The sequence below is a fragment of the Halococcus salifodinae DSM 8989 genome, assembly GCF_000336935.1.
Taxonomy (GTDB): Archaea; Halobacteriota; Halobacteria; order Halobacteriales; family Halococcaceae; genus Halococcus; species Halococcus salifodinae.
Genome location: NZ_AOME01000026.1, coordinates 1 through 19,710 on the forward strand (window position 1 = coordinate 1; position 19,710 = coordinate 19,710).

Sequence of the window (19,710 nt, forward strand, 5' to 3'; positions counted from 1 at the left end):
CCTCGACCAGCTCGCTACAACTGAAACTCTGTATCCGAGTCAGCAAGCGGTGTCGCATCCTGTTCGACTGCCTGCTCGGCCGACAGCCGGTCCTGCATCACGAACACGGTGTTACTCCCTCGGCTCGTGTGGTACACCGAGTTCCGGAGGATATCCGCGTGATCGGTGTACTTCTCCTTCACGACGCAGAACGGCTCAATCGCGTCGGGAGCCACGCGGTGGAGGTCGTAGAAATACTCGTCCAAGAACGACTCTATCCGGTCCATCTCGTCGGTGGGCACTTCGAAGCGATACTGCTCGCTGTCGTACCACTCGCGCAACTCGTCGAAGACCTCCTCTTGGTCGAAATACTGACTGAAGATGTACAAATCGGCGTCTTCGACTTCGAACGCGTTGATCTCCGTTGTGTCGGCATCGAACGTGGGCATGAGTTGAACGCACTCTGGTTCCGGGTGCTCTCGTCGTCCTGTACTTGTTGGGCAGCGATACTCATTCCGAGCGTAAAGAGTTTGCTAGCGGTCACCACAGCCCCAGCAACACATTTCCACTCGCTGCCCTGCCGGCGTTGTCCGCGCCAATTGGTAACAAGAACTAAGAAGTAGGAACCCGTACTGAGACGTGCAGGCGTGTTTGCCTGTGCTACGTGCGGTCAACACGGGGACACCGTGCGTAGGAGTATACGCGAACCATGGGCCGGGGGCCAGACCGGCCGGCCCATTTTCCAGCCAGATACCTGCTAGGGATGGCCTCGGGAGCAGACCGCCGCGGTCATCGGTGGCTTCGGTCCCGAGATCCCACTGTTGGGCACAATCCAGACCGTACTGGCCGCTGGGAGTTGGAGGATGCGTCTCTGTAGAATCTATTCCGCGCAGAACCCAGCGGACCTCTCTCGTATCTTCACCTTGTCGCCAGAACCACTTAAAGAGCGATCGGTGACTACGCGCTCGGCAGTCAGGCCGAGGAACCGACACCGAGATCCGGCAGGCTCGGGTCGCGGTAGGGATTGCGACCGTACACCGCGTCGTGGAGGTCCTGCTCGTCGAGTTGCTCGGTCAGGGTCCGACGGAGTCGGTTGAGGTTCGTCACGTCGAGATCGTATTTCTCGCAGAGGGCCGTGAACTGATCGTCGTCGGTGATCGAGTGGAACTGGTCGTAGAGGTCCGCGAGCCGCTCGGGCGGTTGTTCGGCGATCCACTCGTCGTCGTGGAGACCGAGGTGGTGTTCGCGCTCGCGATCAACGACGTGACGGATGACGACCAGCGCAACCTTCGGGATGGCGCGCTGGCTGCCGAACACGGTGAGATCGAGATCAATCATCGTGCCGATCGCGCGATCGCGCTGCCACGGTGTCAGGCCGAGGTTGCTGCACAGCGCGTGGGTGAGGCGGAGTTTCTCGAGGCGGTGTGCGCGCTCGCTGTAGCCTTCCATCGCTGGGTGGCGCTCCTCGTGGAGCCGACGCACGTTCTCGCTGAGGTCGCCGTCGGGCGAGTCCGCCCGACCGATACGTGTCGCGCTCGGAGTGACCAGCCCCCACCGGCGCACGGTTTCGTCGCGCTGGAGGTCCGCCCGCGACACGGTACTGTCGCCAGGCCGCCGGCTCAGCTGGCCGAACTCCTCTTCCTCCTCGGCGGCAGAGGAAGGCGGATGCGGAGCAGTTTCACCGTCGGTCATGACTTAGACCGTACTGGCCGCTGGGAGTTGAAAGATGCGTCTGTGTAGAATTCTGTCCTCCGCAGAACCCGGCGGACCTCTCTCGTATCTTCACCTTGTCGCCAGAATCACTTAAAGAATCAGCGACCCCCCGCACGAGCTCTATCTTGGGAATGAAACTGAAAGAGGGATCACGACTCCGCTAAGCCTCTCACTTCGACAGCTACTGAACCGTCTCACAACGGTCAATCACGGCTGAATGACGAGCTTTCCGAACGCATCCCGGCTCTGCATATCCGCGAACGCCTGCCCTGTCTCATCCAACGTGTACTCGTCCCCGATGATCGGATCGAGTGTGCCGTCAGCAGTGAGGCCAACGAGCGTCTCGAGGTCAGGCTGGGTGCCCATCGTACTGCCGATGACGTGCTTGTGACCGAGGAATAATCGCGGAATGTTGATCTCCGAGGTACCGCCCGCGGTGCGGCCACACACGGCCATCCGACCGCCACGTCGGAGGAGCTTGAGCCCCAGTTTCGTATACTCGCCGCCGAGGTGATGGAGGACGGCGTCAGCCTCTCCGATCTCAGTGGCTGTCTCCTGAATCTCGTCGGGATCACTCGATTCGACCACGTGATCCGCACCGATCTCGGTCAAGCGATCGGCTTTCGCGGACGAAGTCGTCGTCCCGATCGACCGTCCCCCGAGAGCGTCGACGAGTTGGACGCCAGCAACCCCAACGCCGCCGGTTGCTCCAGGAATGAAGACAAGGTCGTTCGCCCCGACATCAGTACGTCGGAGCATATGGTAGGCGGTCATGTACGCGGTCGGAAGCGCTGCTGCGTCGGTGAAATCGACCGAGTCAGGGAGTGTGACGAGCCGATCAACCTCGACGAGCGCCTGTTCCGCAAGACCGCCGTGGTACAGGCTGAACTGTTCGCAGAGGTTCTCAGGGCCCTCTCGACAGTACCGACAGACCCCACAGGTCTGATTCGGACACAGTACCACTCGATCGCCTACCGAAACCGAATCGACATCGGCCCCCGTCTCGGCGACCCTTCCGGCGACGTCGAGACCACTCACGAACGGGAGATCATCCGTATCCACCATCGCCGAGTCTCCTTCGAGGATCCAGAGATCGTGGCGGTTGATCGAACACGCCGCGACATCGACGACGACCTCGCCGGACTCCGGCGTCGGGGCGGCTGTTTCCTGTACGGTGACGTCATCGGGACCATCGATCCCGGTGAATGTAGCGGCACGCATGGGACAGACAACGAGCACGAGCGAGAACTGTGTGACGGTTCGAGAGCGGTCGGCCGCTCCAGACACGAACCGCTCTGTTGACACCCACTTCGGCAGGACAGATGAACGCGCAGAGGTACTCGCTGTCCACGCACTATTTGGGGACCCGCGGTCGAACGGCGTTGTATGCGTCTGCAGGACTACTGGGGAATCGGCCCGAAGACAGCTTCCCAGCTCGAAGACGGACTCGGCACTGAGCGGGCGATTCGAGCGATCGAATCGATGGACATCGGAGCCCTCGCCGATGCTGGACTCGCCCGCGGGCGCGCCACTCGCATCCTTCGGCATGCCCACGGCGAACAGGGCATGGGCATTCTCACGACGCCAGACGCGCGGACTGTCTACAAGGACCTCCTCAAGCGTGCGCAGGAGTACGCTGTCACTGACCACGCTGGCGACCGGATCCGCGTGCTGACGCCGCTGACGTCGGTCGACGCGATGGAAAACCGCCTCGATGAGGTGACCCTCGCAACAGACACGTGGGACGATCTCGACGACTCCACCCGCGAGGAAGTGCTCGATGTCTTCACCCGCTTCGATGAGATGGGTGGTGGCGACCGAGCCGCGGTCGAGACTGTGCTCGCGCTCCAAGACGTCGGTTTGGACACCGGTGTGTTCGCCTCGATCGACGCGATCGATCCCGACGCTCTCGACGACGCCCGCGAAGCGCTCGGCTCTCTCGACACCGAGGGCGGCGAAACCACTGTCCGCGAGGGTGTTGATGACGAACTCGATACGGCCCGTGAGCAACTCGCGGCGGTTGAACACCTCGAAGCGCAGGGCATCGATGTCATCGAAGCCATCCAATCGGACGGGGTTCGATCATCCGAGGAGTTCCGTGAAGCGTTCATTAGCTACGTGGCGAACGAGACGCCGCTCCCGGCAACCCGTGTCCGGGAAGCAACTCCCACCGAAGCTGCCGACGCTACGGATTTCGTGACACAGGGACTGCGCGACCTACTCGATGCACTCCGTGAATCGGTCGAGGCTCGTGAGCAAGCAGTCGCAAACGAACTGGAGTCCGCGCTCGACGACAGCCGCGATGAAATCGAGGCGGCCGTCACCGCGGTGAACGAGACGGCCTTCCAGCTCTCGCTCGCACGGTTCGTCCGAGCCTACGATCTGACTCGCCCCACGTTCGTCGAATCGGGTTGTGTTGCGGCTGTGAACGCGCGCAATCTGTCGCTCGTGGCCGCGGCCGACGACGACGTGCAGCCAGTCACGTACGCCGTCGGCGACCACGAGTGTGCGGGTGAGGTGCCGACTGGAGACCAGGTCACAGTGCTCACCGGGGCGAACAGCGGTGGGAAGACGACTCTCTTGGAGACGCTCTGCCAGGTGGTCGTGCTCGCGCACATGGGCCTACCCGTGCCGGCCGACGACGCCGAGGTGAGTCGAGTCGATGCGATCGTGTTCCATCGCCGGCATGCGAGTTTCAACGCGGGCGTGCTCGAATCCACGCTCCAGACGATCGTTCCACCACTGACGGAAAGCAACCGGACGTTGATGCTCGTCGACGAGTTCGAAGCGATCACCGAACCCGGGAGTGCCGCCGACCTGCTGTATGGATTAGTCCGTCTCGCGGTCGACGCGGGAGCCGTGGGGGTCTACGTGACCCATCTCGCGGACGACCTCGAACCCCTGCCCGAGCGCGCGCGCACCGACGGCATTTTCGCCAGAGGCCTGCGCGATGACCTGACGCTCGATGTGGATTATCAGCCGCAATTCGAGACCGTTGGTCGATCCACGCCGGAATTCATCGTCTCGCGATTGGTGGCGAACGCGAGCGATCGCAGCGAGCGCGCCGGCTTCGAAGCACTCGCCGACGCCGTTGGCGAGGATGTCGTCCAGCAGACTCTGCTCGATGCGGAGTGGTCATCGTGATCTACTGGCAAGCGAGTCGATTGAGGTACGCTACTTAGTCTGAGGGGCGCACGGTGGGCGACGTGATGGTGTCCTCCGAAACGGTCTCGTCTATCAGGATGGCACCGTCATCGATATCGTCCACTACAGCATCACACACGATGAATATCTGGAGGCAATAGACTCGTAGGGGCTCGATTGGCGGATGTTTTGGAGCGCTCTTAACCGGACGCTGTCACCGGGTGTTAATAGGACGCCACTGAACCAGACGCATATGCCGGCGTATGACCGGACCTCCGCAACGGGATTCAAAGAGATCGATCGGTGGGATGAAGGAGTCGGCTGGATAGCACATCCTGAAGAAGATGGAGAGCGGGCAAGTCATGCTCTCAAAGGCGATGACGGCGTCTGGATCATCGACCCAGTAGACGCACCAGGTATCGACGAACTAGTGGGTGAATTCGGTGACGTTGCTGGTATCGCCGTACTCTCCAGTCATCATGCAAGAGACGCGGGGGCTATTGCGACTCGACATGACGTCGCTGTTCATATCCCGCAGTGGATGGACCGGGTCTCGGAACGGGTCGATGCACCTATTCGACGTGAGAAAACACCTCTCAGCAACCTTGGCTTCGAGATAATTCGGGTTGAGCCACTCTCCATCTATCAAGGAGCGATTGCGTACCGAGACGCCGATGGAACACTCATCGTACCGGACTTGCTTTCGTCCGGTTCGGCGTATCCGGTCGGCGACGAACGCATTGGTGTGATGCTCGGCGTCCGGCTCTTTCCACCCCGAGACACGTTCGATGGTCTCGAACCCAACCGGATCCTATTCGGTCACGGCGAGGGCGTATTTGAGTTGGCGACCCCAGCACTGGAAGCCACTCTCGACGGGGCACGGAAGCGGTATCCGCAAGCGCTTCTGAGAAATTTCGGAACGAATCTTCGGCTATTGATGGCAGCGATAAGAGAGTGATCGAGACATGGCAGAGTTAGAATTCACTCTCCCAGATGGACGAGTGCTCGCGTATGCTGAGTACGGCGATTCCGATGGTGTTCCGGTTGTATTTCACCACGGAACTCCAGGTTCGCGATTGCTCGCTACGCTGCTGGATGCCCAAGCGTCTGAGGCAGGCATCCGCGTCATTGCACCGGACCGGCCCGGTTTCGGACGGTCGGATCCCGACCCGGATCGCCGCATCGAAGACTGGCCCAGAGATGTTTCAGCTCTTATGGATGGGCTCTCGGTCCGTCGATTCGGTGTCCTCGGGTTCTCCGGCGGTGGACCGTTCGCACTCGCGTGCGCCGCTACCTGCCCACGCGCTGGAAGTCTCGGTCTCGTGAGCGCGCTTGTTCCAGGAGCTGACGGGGGTGTATTCGGGTCGCTCGCATGTCGGATGCCGAGCCTACTTTGGCTCCTGTTTCAGCTGTCCGCGGGTATCGCACGGCTAAGTCCGAACATGGTGGTAGGGCAGTACACCAACCGCGAGGTGTCTCCTGCGGTAGCTGAGATTGCAGCACGTGATTTCCGGGAAGCGTTTCAGCAGGATGCCCGTGCGGCCGTCCACGAAAGTCAGTTGTTCGCTGAGTCGTCTGCGATGTCGCTCCCAGACGTACCTGTCATCATCCGACATGGCACTCACGATGAAAATGCACCATCTGCACCAGCCCGCGCACTCGCTACCCGTGGGAACACTGATTTTCAGCAACTGACTGCGGACCACCTCGGAACCTTCCTCGACACCCGTTCTGAGGTCCTAAAATCCGTCGCAGCGTCGCTCTGAGAATCCTATAGTGTCGGTGGGTAATTCTGAGAGCTTGGGACTCCAGGTCATCGGTCATCAGCAACCAATACGCTCGTCTCGTTCGGGGGAGTTCTCAAAACTAACAGCCGACTTATATCAGATCTCCTCACCTGACTCAAGACTGTGCCTCGCTCTCAACGGTCGGTGAGAAATACCGTTCCAGCCAAGAGCGATCACTACGGGGAATCAAGTAGCCTCGCTGTGAATTCGGCGCAACAAATGGCCGATATCGCAATCGTTGGCGGCGGCATCGGTGGTCTGTGTACGGCCATCGGTCTGTTGAACCGTGGTTTTGACCCGGTAGTGTACGAAGCAGCCGAGGAACTTCGGCCCATCGGGTCTGGTATCGGTATCGCTCCCAACGGAATGGAAGCGCTCGCTCGTCTCGATGTCGCTGATGCTGTTGTCGATCATGGCAACACCCTCGACCGAACTGAGCTGCAAACCACCGATGAACGATCGTTCATGTCGGTTGATTTGCGCACTCAATCCGAGCAACTCGGTCTCAGTCATGTCATGGTAGCCATCCACCGGGCTGACCTCCAAGCCATCTTGAGCGACCAGCTTCCCACGGACGTGCTACAGCTGGATATGGACTGTGTGAGTGTCGACCCAGATCGCCCTGCTATTCGGTTCGCTACCGGAGCCGAGACGACACCGGAACTCGTGATCGGTGCCGATGGTGTGGGTTCGACGGTCCGTAGCAGTCTCTTTCCTGGAGCAGAACCACGGTACGCTGGCGAAGTTGCCTATCGCGGCCTCGCTGACACATCACTCCCACCCGAGACGAATCACATCGGTATAGAGATCTGGGGTAGTGGGATGCGCTTCGGATATTTCCCGCTCGATGAGCAAGTCTACTGGTTCGCGACGGTTGTGGCGACGAGGTCCGATGATGCGTCGGAAGTGGCTCCAGGAGAGCTTGCTGAGCGATATCAGGCGTTCCCCGACCCTGTTCCTGATCTCATTGCGATGACCGACGATGCAGACCTGATTCGAACTCCACTGACCGATCTACCCCGTCTCGACCACTGGAGTCGGGGACGGGCAACGCTTCTCGGCGATGCTGCTCACGCGATGACACCGAACCTCGCCCAAGGGAGCGCACAAGCGATGGAAGATGCCGTCGTTCTCACTGAATCGATCGCTGACCATGGAATCACCCAGCACGCCCTCTCGACCTACGAAACCCGCCGGAAGGATCGAGCAGATTCGATCGTTCGCCAATCTCGAATTCAGGGCCGGTTGACACAGATACAGCGTCCGATCCTTGAACAGGCTCGGAATGCTGTGTTCAGATATACTCCTGATTCAGTGCTGCGCAGACAAACCAAGTCAATGTTCGCAGTCGACTTTTGATCCTGACATTTGCGGTAATCGCTCTCGCTAGTCTCGAATGTGAACAAGGAACGCACATCCAGAAGTAGTGCAAAGATGCTATTTCCGTAGATTGTGGAATTCGTGCATCCTGTCGGCAGCCAAGTGACTACTGACAGGGTGGCTGTGAAAGAGTGAATTAACGCTAGGATGAGATATTCTCTATATCCGTATGATCGGTATGGGCCTCAAGATCGGAGGACAGTTCGGCGGATGGCGTCGCATGAATCTCGTCACGGATTTGTTGCCAGTCCTCGTGTCTGCGGAGCACGTACACTGGGACCTCCTCCACGTCTAGGAGTTTTGCAATCACGAGCCTGTGAAACCCTTCGGTCCAGTATATTTCGCCAGAACGGCCAATCAGTACCATCGGCTCCAGATCGTGGATGTATTCGGCGTCGTCTGGACTGTCGTAGATCGTCCCACGGTTCGGACGATAGCCCTCCCGTCGCACACTCTTGAACAGTTCATCGATCTCGTGACAGTTGGTCTGCCTGAACTCCTCGATGTCGTCGCTCCCGCGAAACTCCCCGTGTTCGTCGATTCGATCTCTCGCCATCTCGTAGTAGGCGGTTTCCTCCCAGTCGGCCCCCTCTTCGAACCGTTGTTTGAATCCCCGGTAGGCCGGAATGTCGCTCACCGATGTCAAGTTAGTCGTATCGTCCCACTCGCCATCTCGAACTCTCCCGAGTCCCCATTTCATCGGGATCACGGTCAAGGACTCTACATTCATCGGGTCTACACGAAGCAATTTCCACGGATCGGCTGGCGCGTCGTACCGTTTTTGATTAGCGAAGTCGTTCCACCCGGTATAGAACTGGAACCAGTCAAGACCCATTCCATCCTCCTATTGACATGCATCATTGTATAGCTTTTTGACGAGGACCGGCTGAAGACGATGTTCAATTGATATACGCTGGGCGCTCGTTGGCCGTACCCCCGCCGGAGGGCTGGCGGGATAAGTACGAATCCATGAGCCGAGATTGCTCTCCCTACCCAGCATCAGACCGCTGTATTGTCACTGCCACACAGGTCCCTATTCACACGGGCAAACTATTTCGTCAATCCGGAATGGTTCGAGTGACATGAGCACGACTGCCCGGACGCTTGTCACCGGCGGTACGGGACGGCTCGGCCAGACGCTGTTGCCCAGATTGCGGGAGGCGGGTCACAAGGTCCGCGCCACGAGTCGCTCACCGCCGACCGATGACGAGACGGAGTGGCGACGAATGAACCTCGCAGATGGAATCGGGATTCGGGACGCCCTCACGGACGTCGATGTCGTCATCCATACTGCTAGTGCGCCGCTCGGTGATGCTGAGGCAGTCGATGTCGATGGCACGACCCGACTGCTCGACGCGGCGGCCGACGCTGGCGTCTCGAACTTCGTCTACATTTCCATCGTCGGGATCGAGGACATCCCGTATTCGTACTACGAGCACAAACTCACCGCAGAGCGGGCGGTCGAGGCGAGCGATGTTCCGTCAACCGTTCTCAGGGCGACCCAGTTCCACTCGTTCGTCCACGACGTGCTCGGGATGATCGCCCGACTGCCGATCTGGCCGCTGGCGACGAAGATGCAGCTCCAGCCCATCGACACTGGCGTGGTCGCAGACCGGCTAGTCGAGCACGCGACACCGGAGCCCAGCGGGCGGTTGGACCCGATCGGTGGCCCCGAGATCCGTACCGCGGGAGAACTGGCCAGAGCGTATCGCGATGTGCGGGGAACATGGCGGCCAATCGTCCGCGTTCCGGTTCCGGGCACAGTGTTCTCGGCATTTCGTGACGGGAAGGCAACTTGTCCTGATCACGCTATCGGGACAGTGACGTGGGAGGAGTGGCTCGAAACCACGTACGAGGAAACGGCGTCTTCGTGACATGCGCCGGCCTGCCGACCACGCGTTAGACAACGAGGAAGACGCCTGCGATCTCCGTGGCAGTTCGTATCCAGCCAGCCCTCCGCCCGGCCGCTGTGAGGGCCCTCGCGGCTGTCAGGCGGAACCCGACGTGACGGAGAGCGAGCGAATGGTCGCTGGAACGTTCCCGACTCGCGTCCACTCGCCGCCGGTCCGCCGGAGGACGTGACCACCGCGTGTTCCCGCGAGCACCTCGCCGTCCTCATCGAGAGCCGACCACGCGAGGACGAACTCTTCGGGTTCCCCCGGATACGACACGGAGTCGAGGGTGTCGCCACCATCAGTCGATTCGAACAGCGCCGCATCTGCGCCGTGCTCGTCGCCCCACGACGGGGGTGATGAACGGGCCGCCGCCGCGTACAGCCGGCCGTCAGCGACGAACGCCTCCCGGAAGTAGGTGTGATCCACGTCGGTGTCGAGACGCGTCCACGACCGACCCGCGTCGCACGTGCGGTAAAGCCCACCGCCACATGAAGCGACGTATTCCTCGGCCCCTCGGACGAGCACGTGATGAACGTCGTCGTGGAGTCCATCCCGCCGCTCCGTCCATGTGTCTCCACCATCGTCGCTGACGTGAACGCCACCCACCTCGATACCCGCGACGATTCGTTCAGGGGCGTCAGGGTGTGTGCCGAGGCTGCGGACGTGCGCTTCGTTGCGGTGGCGGGGGAGCCGCCACTCCTCGCGCGACGGCAACTCCTGCAAGCCAGTCAGTTCGCGCCACGAATCGCCGCCGTCACTGGAGACGTAGAGGTGAGCAGGATGCGTGCCAGCATACAGCCGCTCGCCATCGAGACTCGGGCGGACGGAGTAGACCTCATCTCGGGGGACGCCAAGATCGGTCCACGTCGCGCCGCCGTCGGTCGAGCGGAATAGCCCCGACTGGGTGGCTGCGAAGACTCCATTGCCGAACCGGCGCACCCGCATAACGCGCTCGGTGTCGAGGACGCGCGTCGTGTCGTCGATCTCGTCTTTCGGGGCTCGGTAGACGCCCTCGTTCGTGCCAATCAGGAGCATCGGCATCCTCCGTCGGGTAGTGGGCCATTCTTGACTGGACACGCGAACGTCTCACCACGGCCGGAGCCGCCGAAGCGCATCCAGGCGGGGGCGAGACGGCTGATCTCGATCGCGGTGTCGCCGAGGGCTATATTTGCCATGGGATCTCCTCGTCCGGCCGTACGCGAGAAGTATCGATAAAGGTTCGCTGAAACAGGGTTTGGTAGAGTGACCTACCAGACGGTGGCCGATTTCTGCTCGTCGTTCTTCTCCTGCCAGCCATCCGGCTCCGCAGGGGCCGTGAGGGTCCCAGCGGTCCAGGAGCGAGCTGGTCTATCGAATCGACTACCAAAACTGGATTCAGGGAACGCTTTTCGCTGGTGCTGCTTACCATCAGGCATGGAACGCACTGCGATTATTGGGGGTGTCGGACCGCGAATCGGTGAATCCGTGGCACGGAAATTCGCTGCGGAAGGCTGTTCAGTCGGCCTGTTCGCTCGCTCTGAAGACTACCTCGAAGAACTCGCGGCTGAACTCACCGAGCAAACGGACGGCGAAGCCATCGCTGTCCCAACCGACATCACGGACCCAGCACAGGTCGAGGCAGGATTCGAGCGGGTTCGCTCGGAATTCGGTCCTGTGGACATCCTGCTCAACAATGCCTACCCAGCGGGTGATACCGACAGCGGTCTCGCTGGATCCGACGATGGACCACTCGGTGCAGGAGTGGCAGCGTTCGAACGCTCGTGGCGAGTGTGGGCCTACGGCGCATTCCTCTGTTCGGAGCAGGCGGCAGCCGATATGCTCGCGGAAGATGGTGGGACGATCCTGTTCACGAGTGCGTCGTTCGCCCTTCGAGGCGGTGATACAGCCCACAATCCTGCCGGATTCGCGGGCCGCGGGCTAGCGCGCTCTCTGGCCCACCAACTGTGGCCGGAAGGTGTTCACGTTGCAAACGTGCTCGTAGATGGAAGTGTGGCGAAACCGGGCCAACGGGACTGGTCGGAGACCCCCGATGAAGAATGGATTCATCCAGACCACGTTGCCGACTCCTATTGGCATCTCGTCAAACAGCATCCGAGTGCGTGGACCCTAGAGCTTGACCTCCGAGCATACGCGGCTCCCATCAGATTCGGGTGAGTGGTGACCCCAGCAGACACCACAGTATTGGGTCCATTGCGGCGGATAGACCGGTAATTTCGCCCTGTAATGAGCCACTCTCTCATTACGGGGGCGCTCCGGCGTGATCGACACGGAAAACATATTATTTCGGGTTGGCTTGCCGGAAATAGAGATATCCCAACACATACTCAATAGTGCGACTACCACGATCTGGTCCGGATTACGACTGGTTGCGATGAGCGCATGAAGTGAAAGAGCCCGGAAAGACTTAGCACCCGCACTGAGCATCTCTCGCATGGCCATCGAGGTGTCGACCGCCGACCGCATCGACATCGTGGATATCACCACCGAGGTTGGCGAAGCGGTCCCCGCAGACGTCGATAATGGGGTGTGTCTGGTCTTCGTCCCGCACACGACGGCGGGGGTGGTCCTCAACGAGAACGAACGTCGATTGCTGAACGACATCACCCGAGCCGTCGAGAACCTCGTCCCAGCCGACGAGGACTACGAACACGATGCTATCGACGACAACGCCGTCGCACACCTTCGGGCAACGGTACTCGGCGAGAGCGTGACGATGCCCGTTATCGAAGGGGAGTTGGACCTCGGGCGCTGGCAGTCGGTGCTGTTCGTCGAGTGTGATGGCCCCCGTACCCGCCGCGTATCCGTCACCGTCATCGAAGGGTAGTCGCCTTGCCCCGAATCGAGAGAGTCTCTCTGTCGCCAATCAAAACGCTGGGCGTCGTTGTCTCCATCTCTCGCCCCGTTCTTCCAGTACCTGCGGGGCTGAACTGGTCGAGCGTGAATCAATACCATGCCATTATCTACTGGCACCGCGTACTGGGACCATGCCCGATCCAATCGAGACGCCGTCCGATCTCCTCCGGCGCGAGGAAATCGAACTCCCGGACTTCATCGGCATGGGCGGCTACCACTACCGGGATTGCATCCTCGTATACGTAGTCCGTGTCTGGCAGTATCTCCACGAGAACGCCGACACCATCGACGCTGATGGATACGAGTCGGCCACTGCATTCGAGCGTGATCATCGGGACGCGTTGCTCCGACGAGCGGACGGACTTGGCCTCTCGACAACCCAGGCCCCGACAGCGCAGGCTACAGCACTGACGATCCAACAGGACGGGTTCGAGACGTGGCGTGCCCAGCAGTTCGAGCGGCGCGACCCGACGTTCATCTGGCGACCGACCGATGAGTTCGAATGGACCGATAGAAAGCACGCCGAGGACGTCGTCGATACGTTCGACGAGGATCATCCATTCCATGACTCCGCAGTAGAGGTACTCGACGACTCGGACGCGACCCACTCTCCTCACGACTGAGGTTCTTGATTCTTGGCGAGCCACATCGAGCGTGAGGACAACTGCTGACTACGGAGGCCGGGATGCCGGGACGTGTTCGGCAACCAGTTCGAGAAGTTCCTCTTCGGTCTCCCATCTGTATAGCTGTCCGCGATTGTCCATGATCTCGAAGAGGTGGGCAAGCATGGCGTCGTAGGCGGAGCGCTCCGCCTTGACGGTCAGGTAGTCCTGTTTGAACACCCGGGTCTTTTGCTGGTATCGCTCCCGATCGAGTTCCGCGAGTTCGAGCTCGTGGCCGCCCTCGTTGTCCTCGAAGACACCGACAACGAAATCGACGCGGGCGGCGAAGATTTTGAACTTCACGACGAAGTTCTCCCACACCTGGTCGCCGATTTCATCGAGGAGAAACGCGAACTGCGACGCCCCTCGATCCGCCAGTTCGTTACGCACCGAGCGGAGGCGGGCTTTCTGTGGCTCGTCGAAATTCCCGATCACGAGGTACGCCACATCGCTATAGCCGAACTCACGAAGCAACTCGTCGGTCAGAGCGGCATCCATGAGCCGCTCGATTGCCTCCGGTGTGAGTTCGTCGTTGAGATACGTTTCGGAGTCTTCGATAAGGCGTTCCGGATCGGTATCACGGCCAGCCATCGGTTGATCGTCGATACAGTCGACTCATATAAGAGTATACTGATGCAGTCACCGATGTAGTGATGGCAGTTGTGGCAACTACTTCAGTATTCCCCGAAATGGTTAATGCGCGTGCGGCCCGTAGTGCCAGTCAGGAGGAGTCTTCGATGAGCAACAAGGGAGAGACGGTCGGCGAGGTTGACGCCGAACAGAGCAACGAGTGGGAATCGCTCCGCTTGATACTCCAAGACTCGCGCGCGAAGTTGCTCCTGCAGATCCTCGCCCATCCACAGCGGATGCCGAGCGCTCCCGAACTCGACTATCGGAACCCGAGCATGGAAGCGAGCACGGTCCAGTATCATCTCCGGAAGCTCGGTGACGCAGGCATCATCGAGAAGGTGAAACTGCCCAAAGGCGAGCGAACGCGTGACCTTCCCTCGACGTTCTTCCGCGTCACCGAAAAGGGCGAGCGGCTGCTGAAGCAAGCGCATCTCTACGAAGAGGTCGAGACGTGGCGCGAGGTGTACGAGCGGATGGAACGCACGCCGGAGATCCGCGAAATCGAGTCAATGCCGCGGCCATCCTGAGAGCAAGCCCCCGAACGAACGGTCGATTACCCAGAACCACATGGACGACTCACCCGACTCCGATACGTCTCCCCGAGAGGACTCAGGCACGACGGGCGGCTCCGCCGCTGAGGACTTTCGCCAGTTCGGCCGATGGCTCAAGGAGCACCTCGGAATGACATCGGATGCAGAGGACGACCAGTAACGTCCACACTTTCGGCCGTTCTGTGACGCTCTACGGGCTCACGATTCGTCGGACTCGGTCGCGAACGCACTCCCCGGCGAGAACTCCGTCAGTTCCTCGATCTCCTGTTCTAACCGATCGATCTCCTGACGAAGCACCTCCGCCTCGGGATCGTCGCTCACCGCCAGCCGATCTTTGAGTCCCTGCAGACGCGTCTCCTTGCGCTCCTCGTCGACGTCCGCCTTCCTCACATACTCGCTTTCGCTGATGTCGTAGACTGCCGACTCCGAGAGCGGGACTACATCGAGCGCCTCGTCGACCTTCTCCCGATCGACACCCAGTACCTGCTCGCGATCGATCCCCGTATCCTCGAACGCCTCCAGCACCGTTTCGTCGTCTTTGAGCGAACGCTGGTGGCGCGTCGTCCGCTGGACCGAGCCGTACTGGCCGTGAGCCGGCCGATCGTGTTGCACCCGATCGAGCAGGACATCGGTCACGTCCTTGCGGAGGTCGTTTGCATTCCGCTGGACATCCGACAACAACGTATAGAGATTGACGAGTTCGGGCGTGTCGATCGTATCGAGATCGGTCGGGTCTTCGCGTTCGAGCGCGTCGATCAACAGCAGTGCGTCTGCATACACCGAGACGTCCGGCTCCGCACGCTCGTCGCTCTGCTCGTCCTCAGTCGTCGTGGAGAGATGCGGCGTCTCGTCGAGGACTGCGCTCTCGTCGGCCTCCTCGAGTTCGATGATCCGTCCCTCCTCCTGGTCGAGAACGTACCGCGGATGGAGCGCGAGCACCGCTGCGTACGGTTCGGCCTTCGGCGGCAGCCGTTCGAGGTCGTAGCCCTCGCCAGCAGAGTCACGGGTGTGCTCGACGAGGGCTTCGAACTGCTCACGCTGGAGCGGCTGTGAATCGCCGGTGTCAGTGTCTTCGACGATGATCCGCTGCTGTTGGACGTTAGTGACGCGAAATCGGGTGGTCGACAGCGGCGTGATCAGCGTTGCGTCCTCAGGGAGGTCCTCGCAGCGCTCGATCAGCGTCCCCCATGTCGCTCCGAACGGCGCAGCCATATCCATCCCTCTCGTGTCGAAGACCGAAAACACTCGGCCTCTGAGCCCACTCATGAATCCGTTTAGCCCGACTCGTGAACGTTTATATCGGAGAGTGCAGAACATCCGCCAGATCCCTGAGAGGGTCCCCTATACATCATGAGCCGTGATCACCAGTTCACCGTCGGCGACGTCGTCCTCGACACCCATCAGGAGTCGCCCAACCCGGCAGTCGTCCTGAACCTGCCACCCAAGCACGCCAGCGAGTGGATCGCCTACGCTGACACCAGTGTTGCCGAGGACAACCCCGACTATCCCGACGAGTCTCCCATCGTTGTCGTCGGCTTCTACGACGACCTCGTTGAACACGCCGAGGAACTGCTCTGGCCCGAATCGCCGGTTCCATTGACTGAACTCTCCGACTACGGCGTCAAGGATTATGCGTTCCCAGTCGATCGGCTCAAACCCGCCGACGACACCACGCTGGCCGAACGCCACGCGGGAGCGGATGAAGAGACGACCGACACCACCAGCGAGGGCGAAACAACCAGCGACACCAACGAGCACGACGACGGCGAAGGCGAAGCCGAGCCCGAAACCGCTCACGAGGACAGCGGGAGCTCTAGTGTGAATGACGACGACGGGCAACAGGACTTGCACGACCTTCGAGACTACCTCAAAGACAACGGCGTCCGCTCCGAAATCGGTGATGAGACGGTTGTCGTCGAGAAACTCGGCGAGACCTACCAGCTCTCTACCGACGAGGTCCTCGAAGGAGACGGCCCCTACCGAGACCGTCTCGAACAACTCGTCGATGAGGCTCCAGTGTAGCTACTACACTCCATTTCGGAGGCAACACGACACGCCGTCTGGTTCCTCCTCGATATTCTGCGATCGCAGTACCTCGCCGACCTTGTGTGACGATTTACCGCCCCGCACAAGAAGTTGCGTTACACAAGGCCGAGAGAGGACGATTCAACGGGCTGCACGCCGTTCACATCGACTAAATGAGCGCTCTCGGCTTATTCCTTCGAAGACACGTCCCAGTCAGCGACATCGGTCCACTCCACCCGGTTGAACTGGAGTCCCTCGTCGTCGTTCTCTTCACGATCGCCGAAGTAGGCGTAGCGCGACACCGCACACAGGTGTTCGACCTGCTCACGGCGCGACTCCGGGAGTCCGGTCTCGCGAAGTAACTCCTCGGGCGTCGCGTCGTGGTGCTCGACGATGTACTGGTTCGCGCGCGGCGGGAGCGGACTGTCGGTCATCGGTTACGCTCCATCGCTCCCGCCGGTCCCACCCGCCGCCACGCACTCGTACCACAGGCGCGCACGGCGCGTTTCGGCGTCGCGCTTCGCGTTCTGGTACTCCTCGTGGTCGGCGGCCCACTTGTACGCGACACCCGGCACCGGCTCGTCACCGATCCACTCGATCCACTCCATCGTCTGTTTCGGCGGCAGTTGCACCCGCCGACCAACGCGCGTCGGGTCGAGACCGGCGCTTTCGAACAGCGCCATGACCCGCTCGGCGCGGGCGTCAGCCTCGGCGGAGAACGATGCCTGGCGCGTCGTCGCGTATTCCGAGGCCGACCACGCCAGCGACCCGGCGGTGGCGTGCCACGCTCGCCCCATTCGAGAGGTGAGCGCACCGCCCGGCAGATCGGCAGGCGCGGGGAGGCGCTTCGCGTCGGTCGACCCGACAGCCTCCGCATCACCCCCATCCTCACCCTCACACTCAGACGACTGATACCACGCTCGAAACGATGTCAGGGCGGGGTGGGCGTGCGTGCGAACGATGTAGTGCTGTGCTGGCGGGCGCGAACGGCGCTCGTCGCGGGTGTCCTCGACGCGCGTCACCGTCGCGGCGAGCCAGCCGAGTTCCGCGAACACCCACCGGGCGAACGGTCGCCACCGCGTCGAGAGGCGGAAATGCTTGTTCGCGCCGTTCCCACCGACCCGACCGTCGCCCAGCAGTAGTCCCGCGACCAGCGTTCGCTGGCGACGATCGAGTGCCGGCGGGCCGCACGGACCGTTCCAGTGGCCGGCGAGGCGCTCGTACTCCTCGCCACACCGGGACACCGACCACACCGAGCGAGTTCGTGGCGTCCTTGTCCGTGTCCGATCACGTGGGGACGAGCCACTCAACAATACGGTCGACCGTCCTCGATCCGCGTTTGTTCCACACGCCGCTTTCCTCGGGTGGGGGTTTCTCTGGATCGCGGTCGATAGCTCCGTCGGGCGTTGAATCGTCGGATTCCTCGCTTGGGGCCACTTTACCCAGCACGAGGCGGGTGAGGATTCGATCCAGCCAGACGGATCCCGGCTCGTCGCCGGTCCCGCCCTCTCCCCGCGGCGGTTTCTCGGGAGTGCGATCGATGGTCTGGTCCCCTCTGGCCATATCGATCACCAACGCCTCCGTAGACTTAAACGAACGGCGGGAACCACCTCGACGCGTGAAACGGCTGCTGCTCACCGGCGCGCTCGTCGCTCTCCTGGTCCTTGGCGGCTGTAGCGAGGGAGCCACGAACACCATTCCAACCACCAACACGGTCAGTCCGGGCAGCGATCCTGGAACAAGCGTCCTCGCAATGAGACACTCTCCTCTCACATGGATGACTGAAAATCGCTCACCCGTCACACCTCGCTTTGAGGGAAGCAGGGCCTATTGAGACAGAATAACGGAAACGATGGGGTGTTCGAGTCCGGCGGACAAGCCTCTGTTCTCAGGGAACCGCCTCTACTGCGTCCGGGAGGTCAGCCGGGTCTTCCCACAGGATGACTCGGTTTCCGACAGCTTCCTCGAGTGCGGCGAGATGGGATGCCGCCATCCCGTTGTCGTAGCGCTCGCGCATCTCCTCTTGGGTGCTGTAGAGGCGCTTCAACAACCAGAGACTGTTGCGAACATGGGTCTGATAGTGATAGAGAAAGCCGAGTTCCCAGACGTGTCCTCCATCGTAATCTTCGAGAACACCCACGATCTGCGTGGCCATCTCCGAGAGGATATCGAACGCCGGTGCCCACAACGCCAACTCGTCGGCGGTGAACCCGAAATCCTCAAGCCGGAAGGCAGTCGCCGCGATGCGGTCATCGAGCAGCGCACAGACCCTCAGTCGGCGGTCTCCGGCATCGCCGTCGCCGCGCCCGATCACCAGGTACCGTCGGTCAGCGCGTTTGATCTGCTTCAACTGATCGCCGTGCAGCCCGTTTTTCAGCTGTTCGTGTTGCTCCGGGGTCGGAGCGAGTCGGTCGTCGTCAGTCAGTGTCTCGGGATCGATATCGTCGATATAGTCGATATAGTCGTCCCTTTCGTCGGGATCCTCCGGATCCTCCTCGGTTGGCATCGTGGTTCACCAAACAATAGCATGACTAATAGAACCACTGATACGGGATCTATATAAGCATCTACTTAACGGACTAGTTGATTGTAGCGACCAAGTGTTTATCACGGATGCCTGCTTACTCCCACGTATGCACCCGGAAACGACTCGTCCGAACGCCAGTGAGGGCGATGCAACGGAGAACGATGAGTTCGATACGTGGGCCGCACTCCAGAAGTCGACTGATACGCAGCGCGCGAACCTGATCGCGGACATCGTCGGCCATCCAGAGGGTGCACCGAGCGTGAAAGAGCTGGACTACATGAATCCCAGCATCAAAGCCGACGCCATCCGTCGACATCTCGCTACCTTACAAGAGGTGGGCGTCGTCGAGGAACTCGTGGTCGAGTCCGGCAACCGCATTCGTGGGTTCCCGTACAAGTTCTACTGCCTCACCGATGCCGCACGCGACCTCTTCGATCAGAACGGGCTGTTCCCGGTGAGTGCGTGGCAGCGACAGTACGACCGCGTGCAGAAAACCTCCGAAATCACCGAACTCGAAGCGATGCCCCGGCCGTCGGAAACCGCTCCCTGAGAACGTACCGAAAT

The 19,710-nt window shown here is 60.9% G+C and carries 22 protein-coding genes; 11 read left to right on the top strand and 11 right to left on the bottom strand.

Annotated elements, in window-relative coordinates; translation table 11 throughout:
* Positions 1-14: 14 nt before the first annotated feature.
* From C450_RS04890 to C450_RS04900, 3 genes are all read right to left on the bottom strand, one after another.
* Entirely contained in the window at positions 15-428 is a 414-nt protein-coding gene (locus C450_RS04890) for a hypothetical protein (RefSeq protein ID WP_005040796.1), read from the bottom strand.
* Between the two features lie 523 nt (positions 429-951).
* Complete coding sequence (locus C450_RS04895; RefSeq protein ID WP_005040799.1) at positions 952-1,671, bottom strand: hypothetical protein; 720 nt, start codon at positions 1,669-1,671, stop codon at positions 952-954.
* Positions 1,672-1,899: 228 nt separating this feature from the next.
* Positions 1,900-2,913: an alcohol dehydrogenase catalytic domain-containing protein gene (locus C450_RS04900; RefSeq protein WP_005040801.1), complete on the bottom strand. Its 1,014-nt coding sequence runs from the start codon at positions 2,911-2,913 to the stop codon at positions 1,900-1,902.
* 165 nt (positions 2,914-3,078) lie between these two features.
* Between C450_RS04900 and C450_RS04905 the strand changes: the two genes are divergently transcribed.
* The 4 genes from C450_RS04905 (at position 3,079) to C450_RS04920 (ending at position 7,982) form a co-directional block, all read left to right on the top strand.
* Positions 3,079-4,836 carry a MutS-related protein gene (locus C450_RS04905; protein ID WP_005040802.1) on the top strand — a complete coding sequence of 586 codons (1,758 nt, stop codon included), beginning with the start codon at positions 3,079-3,081 and terminating at the stop codon, positions 4,834-4,836.
* 253 nt (positions 4,837-5,089) lie between these two features.
* On the top strand, positions 5,090-5,794 hold the full coding sequence (locus C450_RS04910) for a hypothetical protein (RefSeq protein WP_049909864.1): 705 nt from the start codon (positions 5,090-5,092) through the stop codon (positions 5,792-5,794).
* A 7-nt stretch (positions 5,795-5,801) separates the two neighbouring features.
* Positions 5,802-6,602: an alpha/beta fold hydrolase gene (locus tag C450_RS23430; RefSeq protein ID WP_049909854.1), complete on the top strand. Its 801-nt coding sequence runs from the start codon at positions 5,802-5,804 to the stop codon at positions 6,600-6,602.
* 240 nt (positions 6,603-6,842) lie between these two features.
* Positions 6,843-7,982 carry an FAD-dependent monooxygenase gene (locus C450_RS04920; protein ID WP_049909855.1) on the top strand — a complete coding sequence of 380 codons (1,140 nt, stop codon included), beginning with the start codon at positions 6,843-6,845 and terminating at the stop codon, positions 7,980-7,982.
* 163 nt (positions 7,983-8,145) lie between these two features.
* Here the strand turns inward: C450_RS04920 and C450_RS04925 are convergent, their stop codons facing one another.
* The gene (locus C450_RS04925) at positions 8,146-8,838 is read right to left on the bottom strand and encodes a hypothetical protein (RefSeq protein ID WP_005040823.1); all 693 of its coding nucleotides are present in this window, start codon (positions 8,836-8,838) and stop codon (positions 8,146-8,148) included.
* Positions 8,839-9,085: 247 nt separating this feature from the next.
* Between C450_RS04925 and C450_RS04930 the strand changes: the two genes are divergently transcribed.
* On the top strand, positions 9,086-9,877 hold the full coding sequence (locus tag C450_RS04930) for an SDR family oxidoreductase (RefSeq protein WP_005040825.1): 792 nt from the start codon (positions 9,086-9,088) through the stop codon (positions 9,875-9,877).
* Between the two features lie 114 nt (positions 9,878-9,991).
* Here C450_RS04930 and C450_RS04935 read toward each other — a convergent pair whose 3' ends face one another.
* Positions 9,992-10,939 carry a WD40/YVTN/BNR-like repeat-containing protein gene (locus C450_RS04935; protein WP_005040828.1) on the bottom strand — a complete coding sequence of 316 codons (948 nt, stop codon included), beginning with the start codon at positions 10,937-10,939 and terminating at the stop codon, positions 9,992-9,994.
* A 372-nt stretch (positions 10,940-11,311) separates the two neighbouring features.
* Between C450_RS04935 and C450_RS04940 the strand changes: the two genes are divergently transcribed.
* The 3 genes from C450_RS04940 to C450_RS04950 all read left to right on the top strand — a co-directional run bounded on the left by C450_RS04940 (position 11,312) and on the right by C450_RS04950 (position 13,374).
* Positions 11,312-12,052, top strand: a complete 741-nt coding sequence (locus C450_RS04940; RefSeq protein ID WP_005040830.1) for an SDR family NAD(P)-dependent oxidoreductase — start codon at positions 11,312-11,314, stop codon at positions 12,050-12,052.
* A gap of 277 nt (positions 12,053-12,329) precedes the next feature.
* Entirely contained in the window at positions 12,330-12,722 is a 393-nt protein-coding gene (locus C450_RS04945; RefSeq protein ID WP_005040834.1) for a secondary thiamine-phosphate synthase enzyme YjbQ, read from the top strand.
* 160 nt (positions 12,723-12,882) lie between these two features.
* Positions 12,883-13,374, top strand: coding sequence for a hypothetical protein (locus C450_RS04950; RefSeq protein ID WP_005040836.1), 492 nt, complete (start codon positions 12,883-12,885; stop codon positions 13,372-13,374).
* 48 nt (positions 13,375-13,422) lie between these two features.
* On the opposite strand, the gene C450_RS04955 is transcribed toward C450_RS04950, so the two are convergent.
* Positions 13,423-14,004 carry a hypothetical protein gene (locus C450_RS04955; protein ID WP_005040838.1) on the bottom strand — a complete coding sequence of 194 codons (582 nt, stop codon included), beginning with the start codon at positions 14,002-14,004 and terminating at the stop codon, positions 13,423-13,425.
* Between the two features lie 146 nt (positions 14,005-14,150).
* Here C450_RS04955 and C450_RS04960 point away from each other — a divergent pair, with 146 nt between their 5' ends.
* The gene (locus C450_RS04960) at positions 14,151-14,570 is read left to right on the top strand and encodes a hypothetical protein (protein WP_005040841.1); all 420 of its coding nucleotides are present in this window, start codon (positions 14,151-14,153) and stop codon (positions 14,568-14,570) included.
* 222 nt (positions 14,571-14,792) lie between these two features.
* Here C450_RS04960 and C450_RS04965 read toward each other — a convergent pair whose 3' ends face one another.
* On the bottom strand, positions 14,793-15,806 hold the full coding sequence (locus C450_RS04965) for a hypothetical protein (RefSeq protein WP_049909865.1): 1,014 nt from the start codon (positions 15,804-15,806) through the stop codon (positions 14,793-14,795).
* 138 nt (positions 15,807-15,944) lie between these two features.
* On the opposite strand from C450_RS04965, the gene C450_RS04970 reads away from it, so the two are divergent.
* Positions 15,945-16,616, top strand: a complete 672-nt coding sequence (locus C450_RS04970) for a hypothetical protein (protein WP_005040845.1) — start codon at positions 15,945-15,947, stop codon at positions 16,614-16,616.
* A gap of 191 nt (positions 16,617-16,807) precedes the next feature.
* Here C450_RS04970 and C450_RS04975 read toward each other — a convergent pair whose 3' ends face one another.
* The 4 genes from C450_RS04975 to C450_RS04990 form a co-directional block, all read right to left on the bottom strand.
* Positions 16,808-17,053: a hypothetical protein gene (locus C450_RS04975; RefSeq protein ID WP_005040847.1), complete on the bottom strand. Its 246-nt coding sequence runs from the start codon at positions 17,051-17,053 to the stop codon at positions 16,808-16,810.
* 3 nt (positions 17,054-17,056) lie between these two features.
* Positions 17,057-17,863 (bottom strand): hypothetical protein, encoded by an 807-nt coding sequence (locus tag C450_RS04980; RefSeq protein WP_005040849.1) that lies wholly within the window; start codon positions 17,861-17,863, stop codon positions 17,057-17,059.
* 43 nt (positions 17,864-17,906) lie between these two features.
* Positions 17,907-18,182, bottom strand: a complete 276-nt coding sequence (locus C450_RS04985; protein ID WP_005040850.1) for a hypothetical protein — start codon at positions 18,180-18,182, stop codon at positions 17,907-17,909.
* Positions 18,183-18,507: 325 nt separating this feature from the next.
* On the bottom strand, positions 18,508-19,125 hold the full coding sequence (locus C450_RS04990; RefSeq protein ID WP_005040852.1) for a hypothetical protein: 618 nt from the start codon (positions 19,123-19,125) through the stop codon (positions 18,508-18,510).
* 127 nt (positions 19,126-19,252) lie between these two features.
* Between C450_RS04990 and C450_RS04995 the strand changes: the two genes are divergently transcribed.
* Entirely contained in the window at positions 19,253-19,696 is a 444-nt protein-coding gene (locus C450_RS04995) for a hypothetical protein (protein ID WP_005040853.1), read from the top strand.
* Positions 19,697-19,710: the final 14 nt, after the last annotated feature.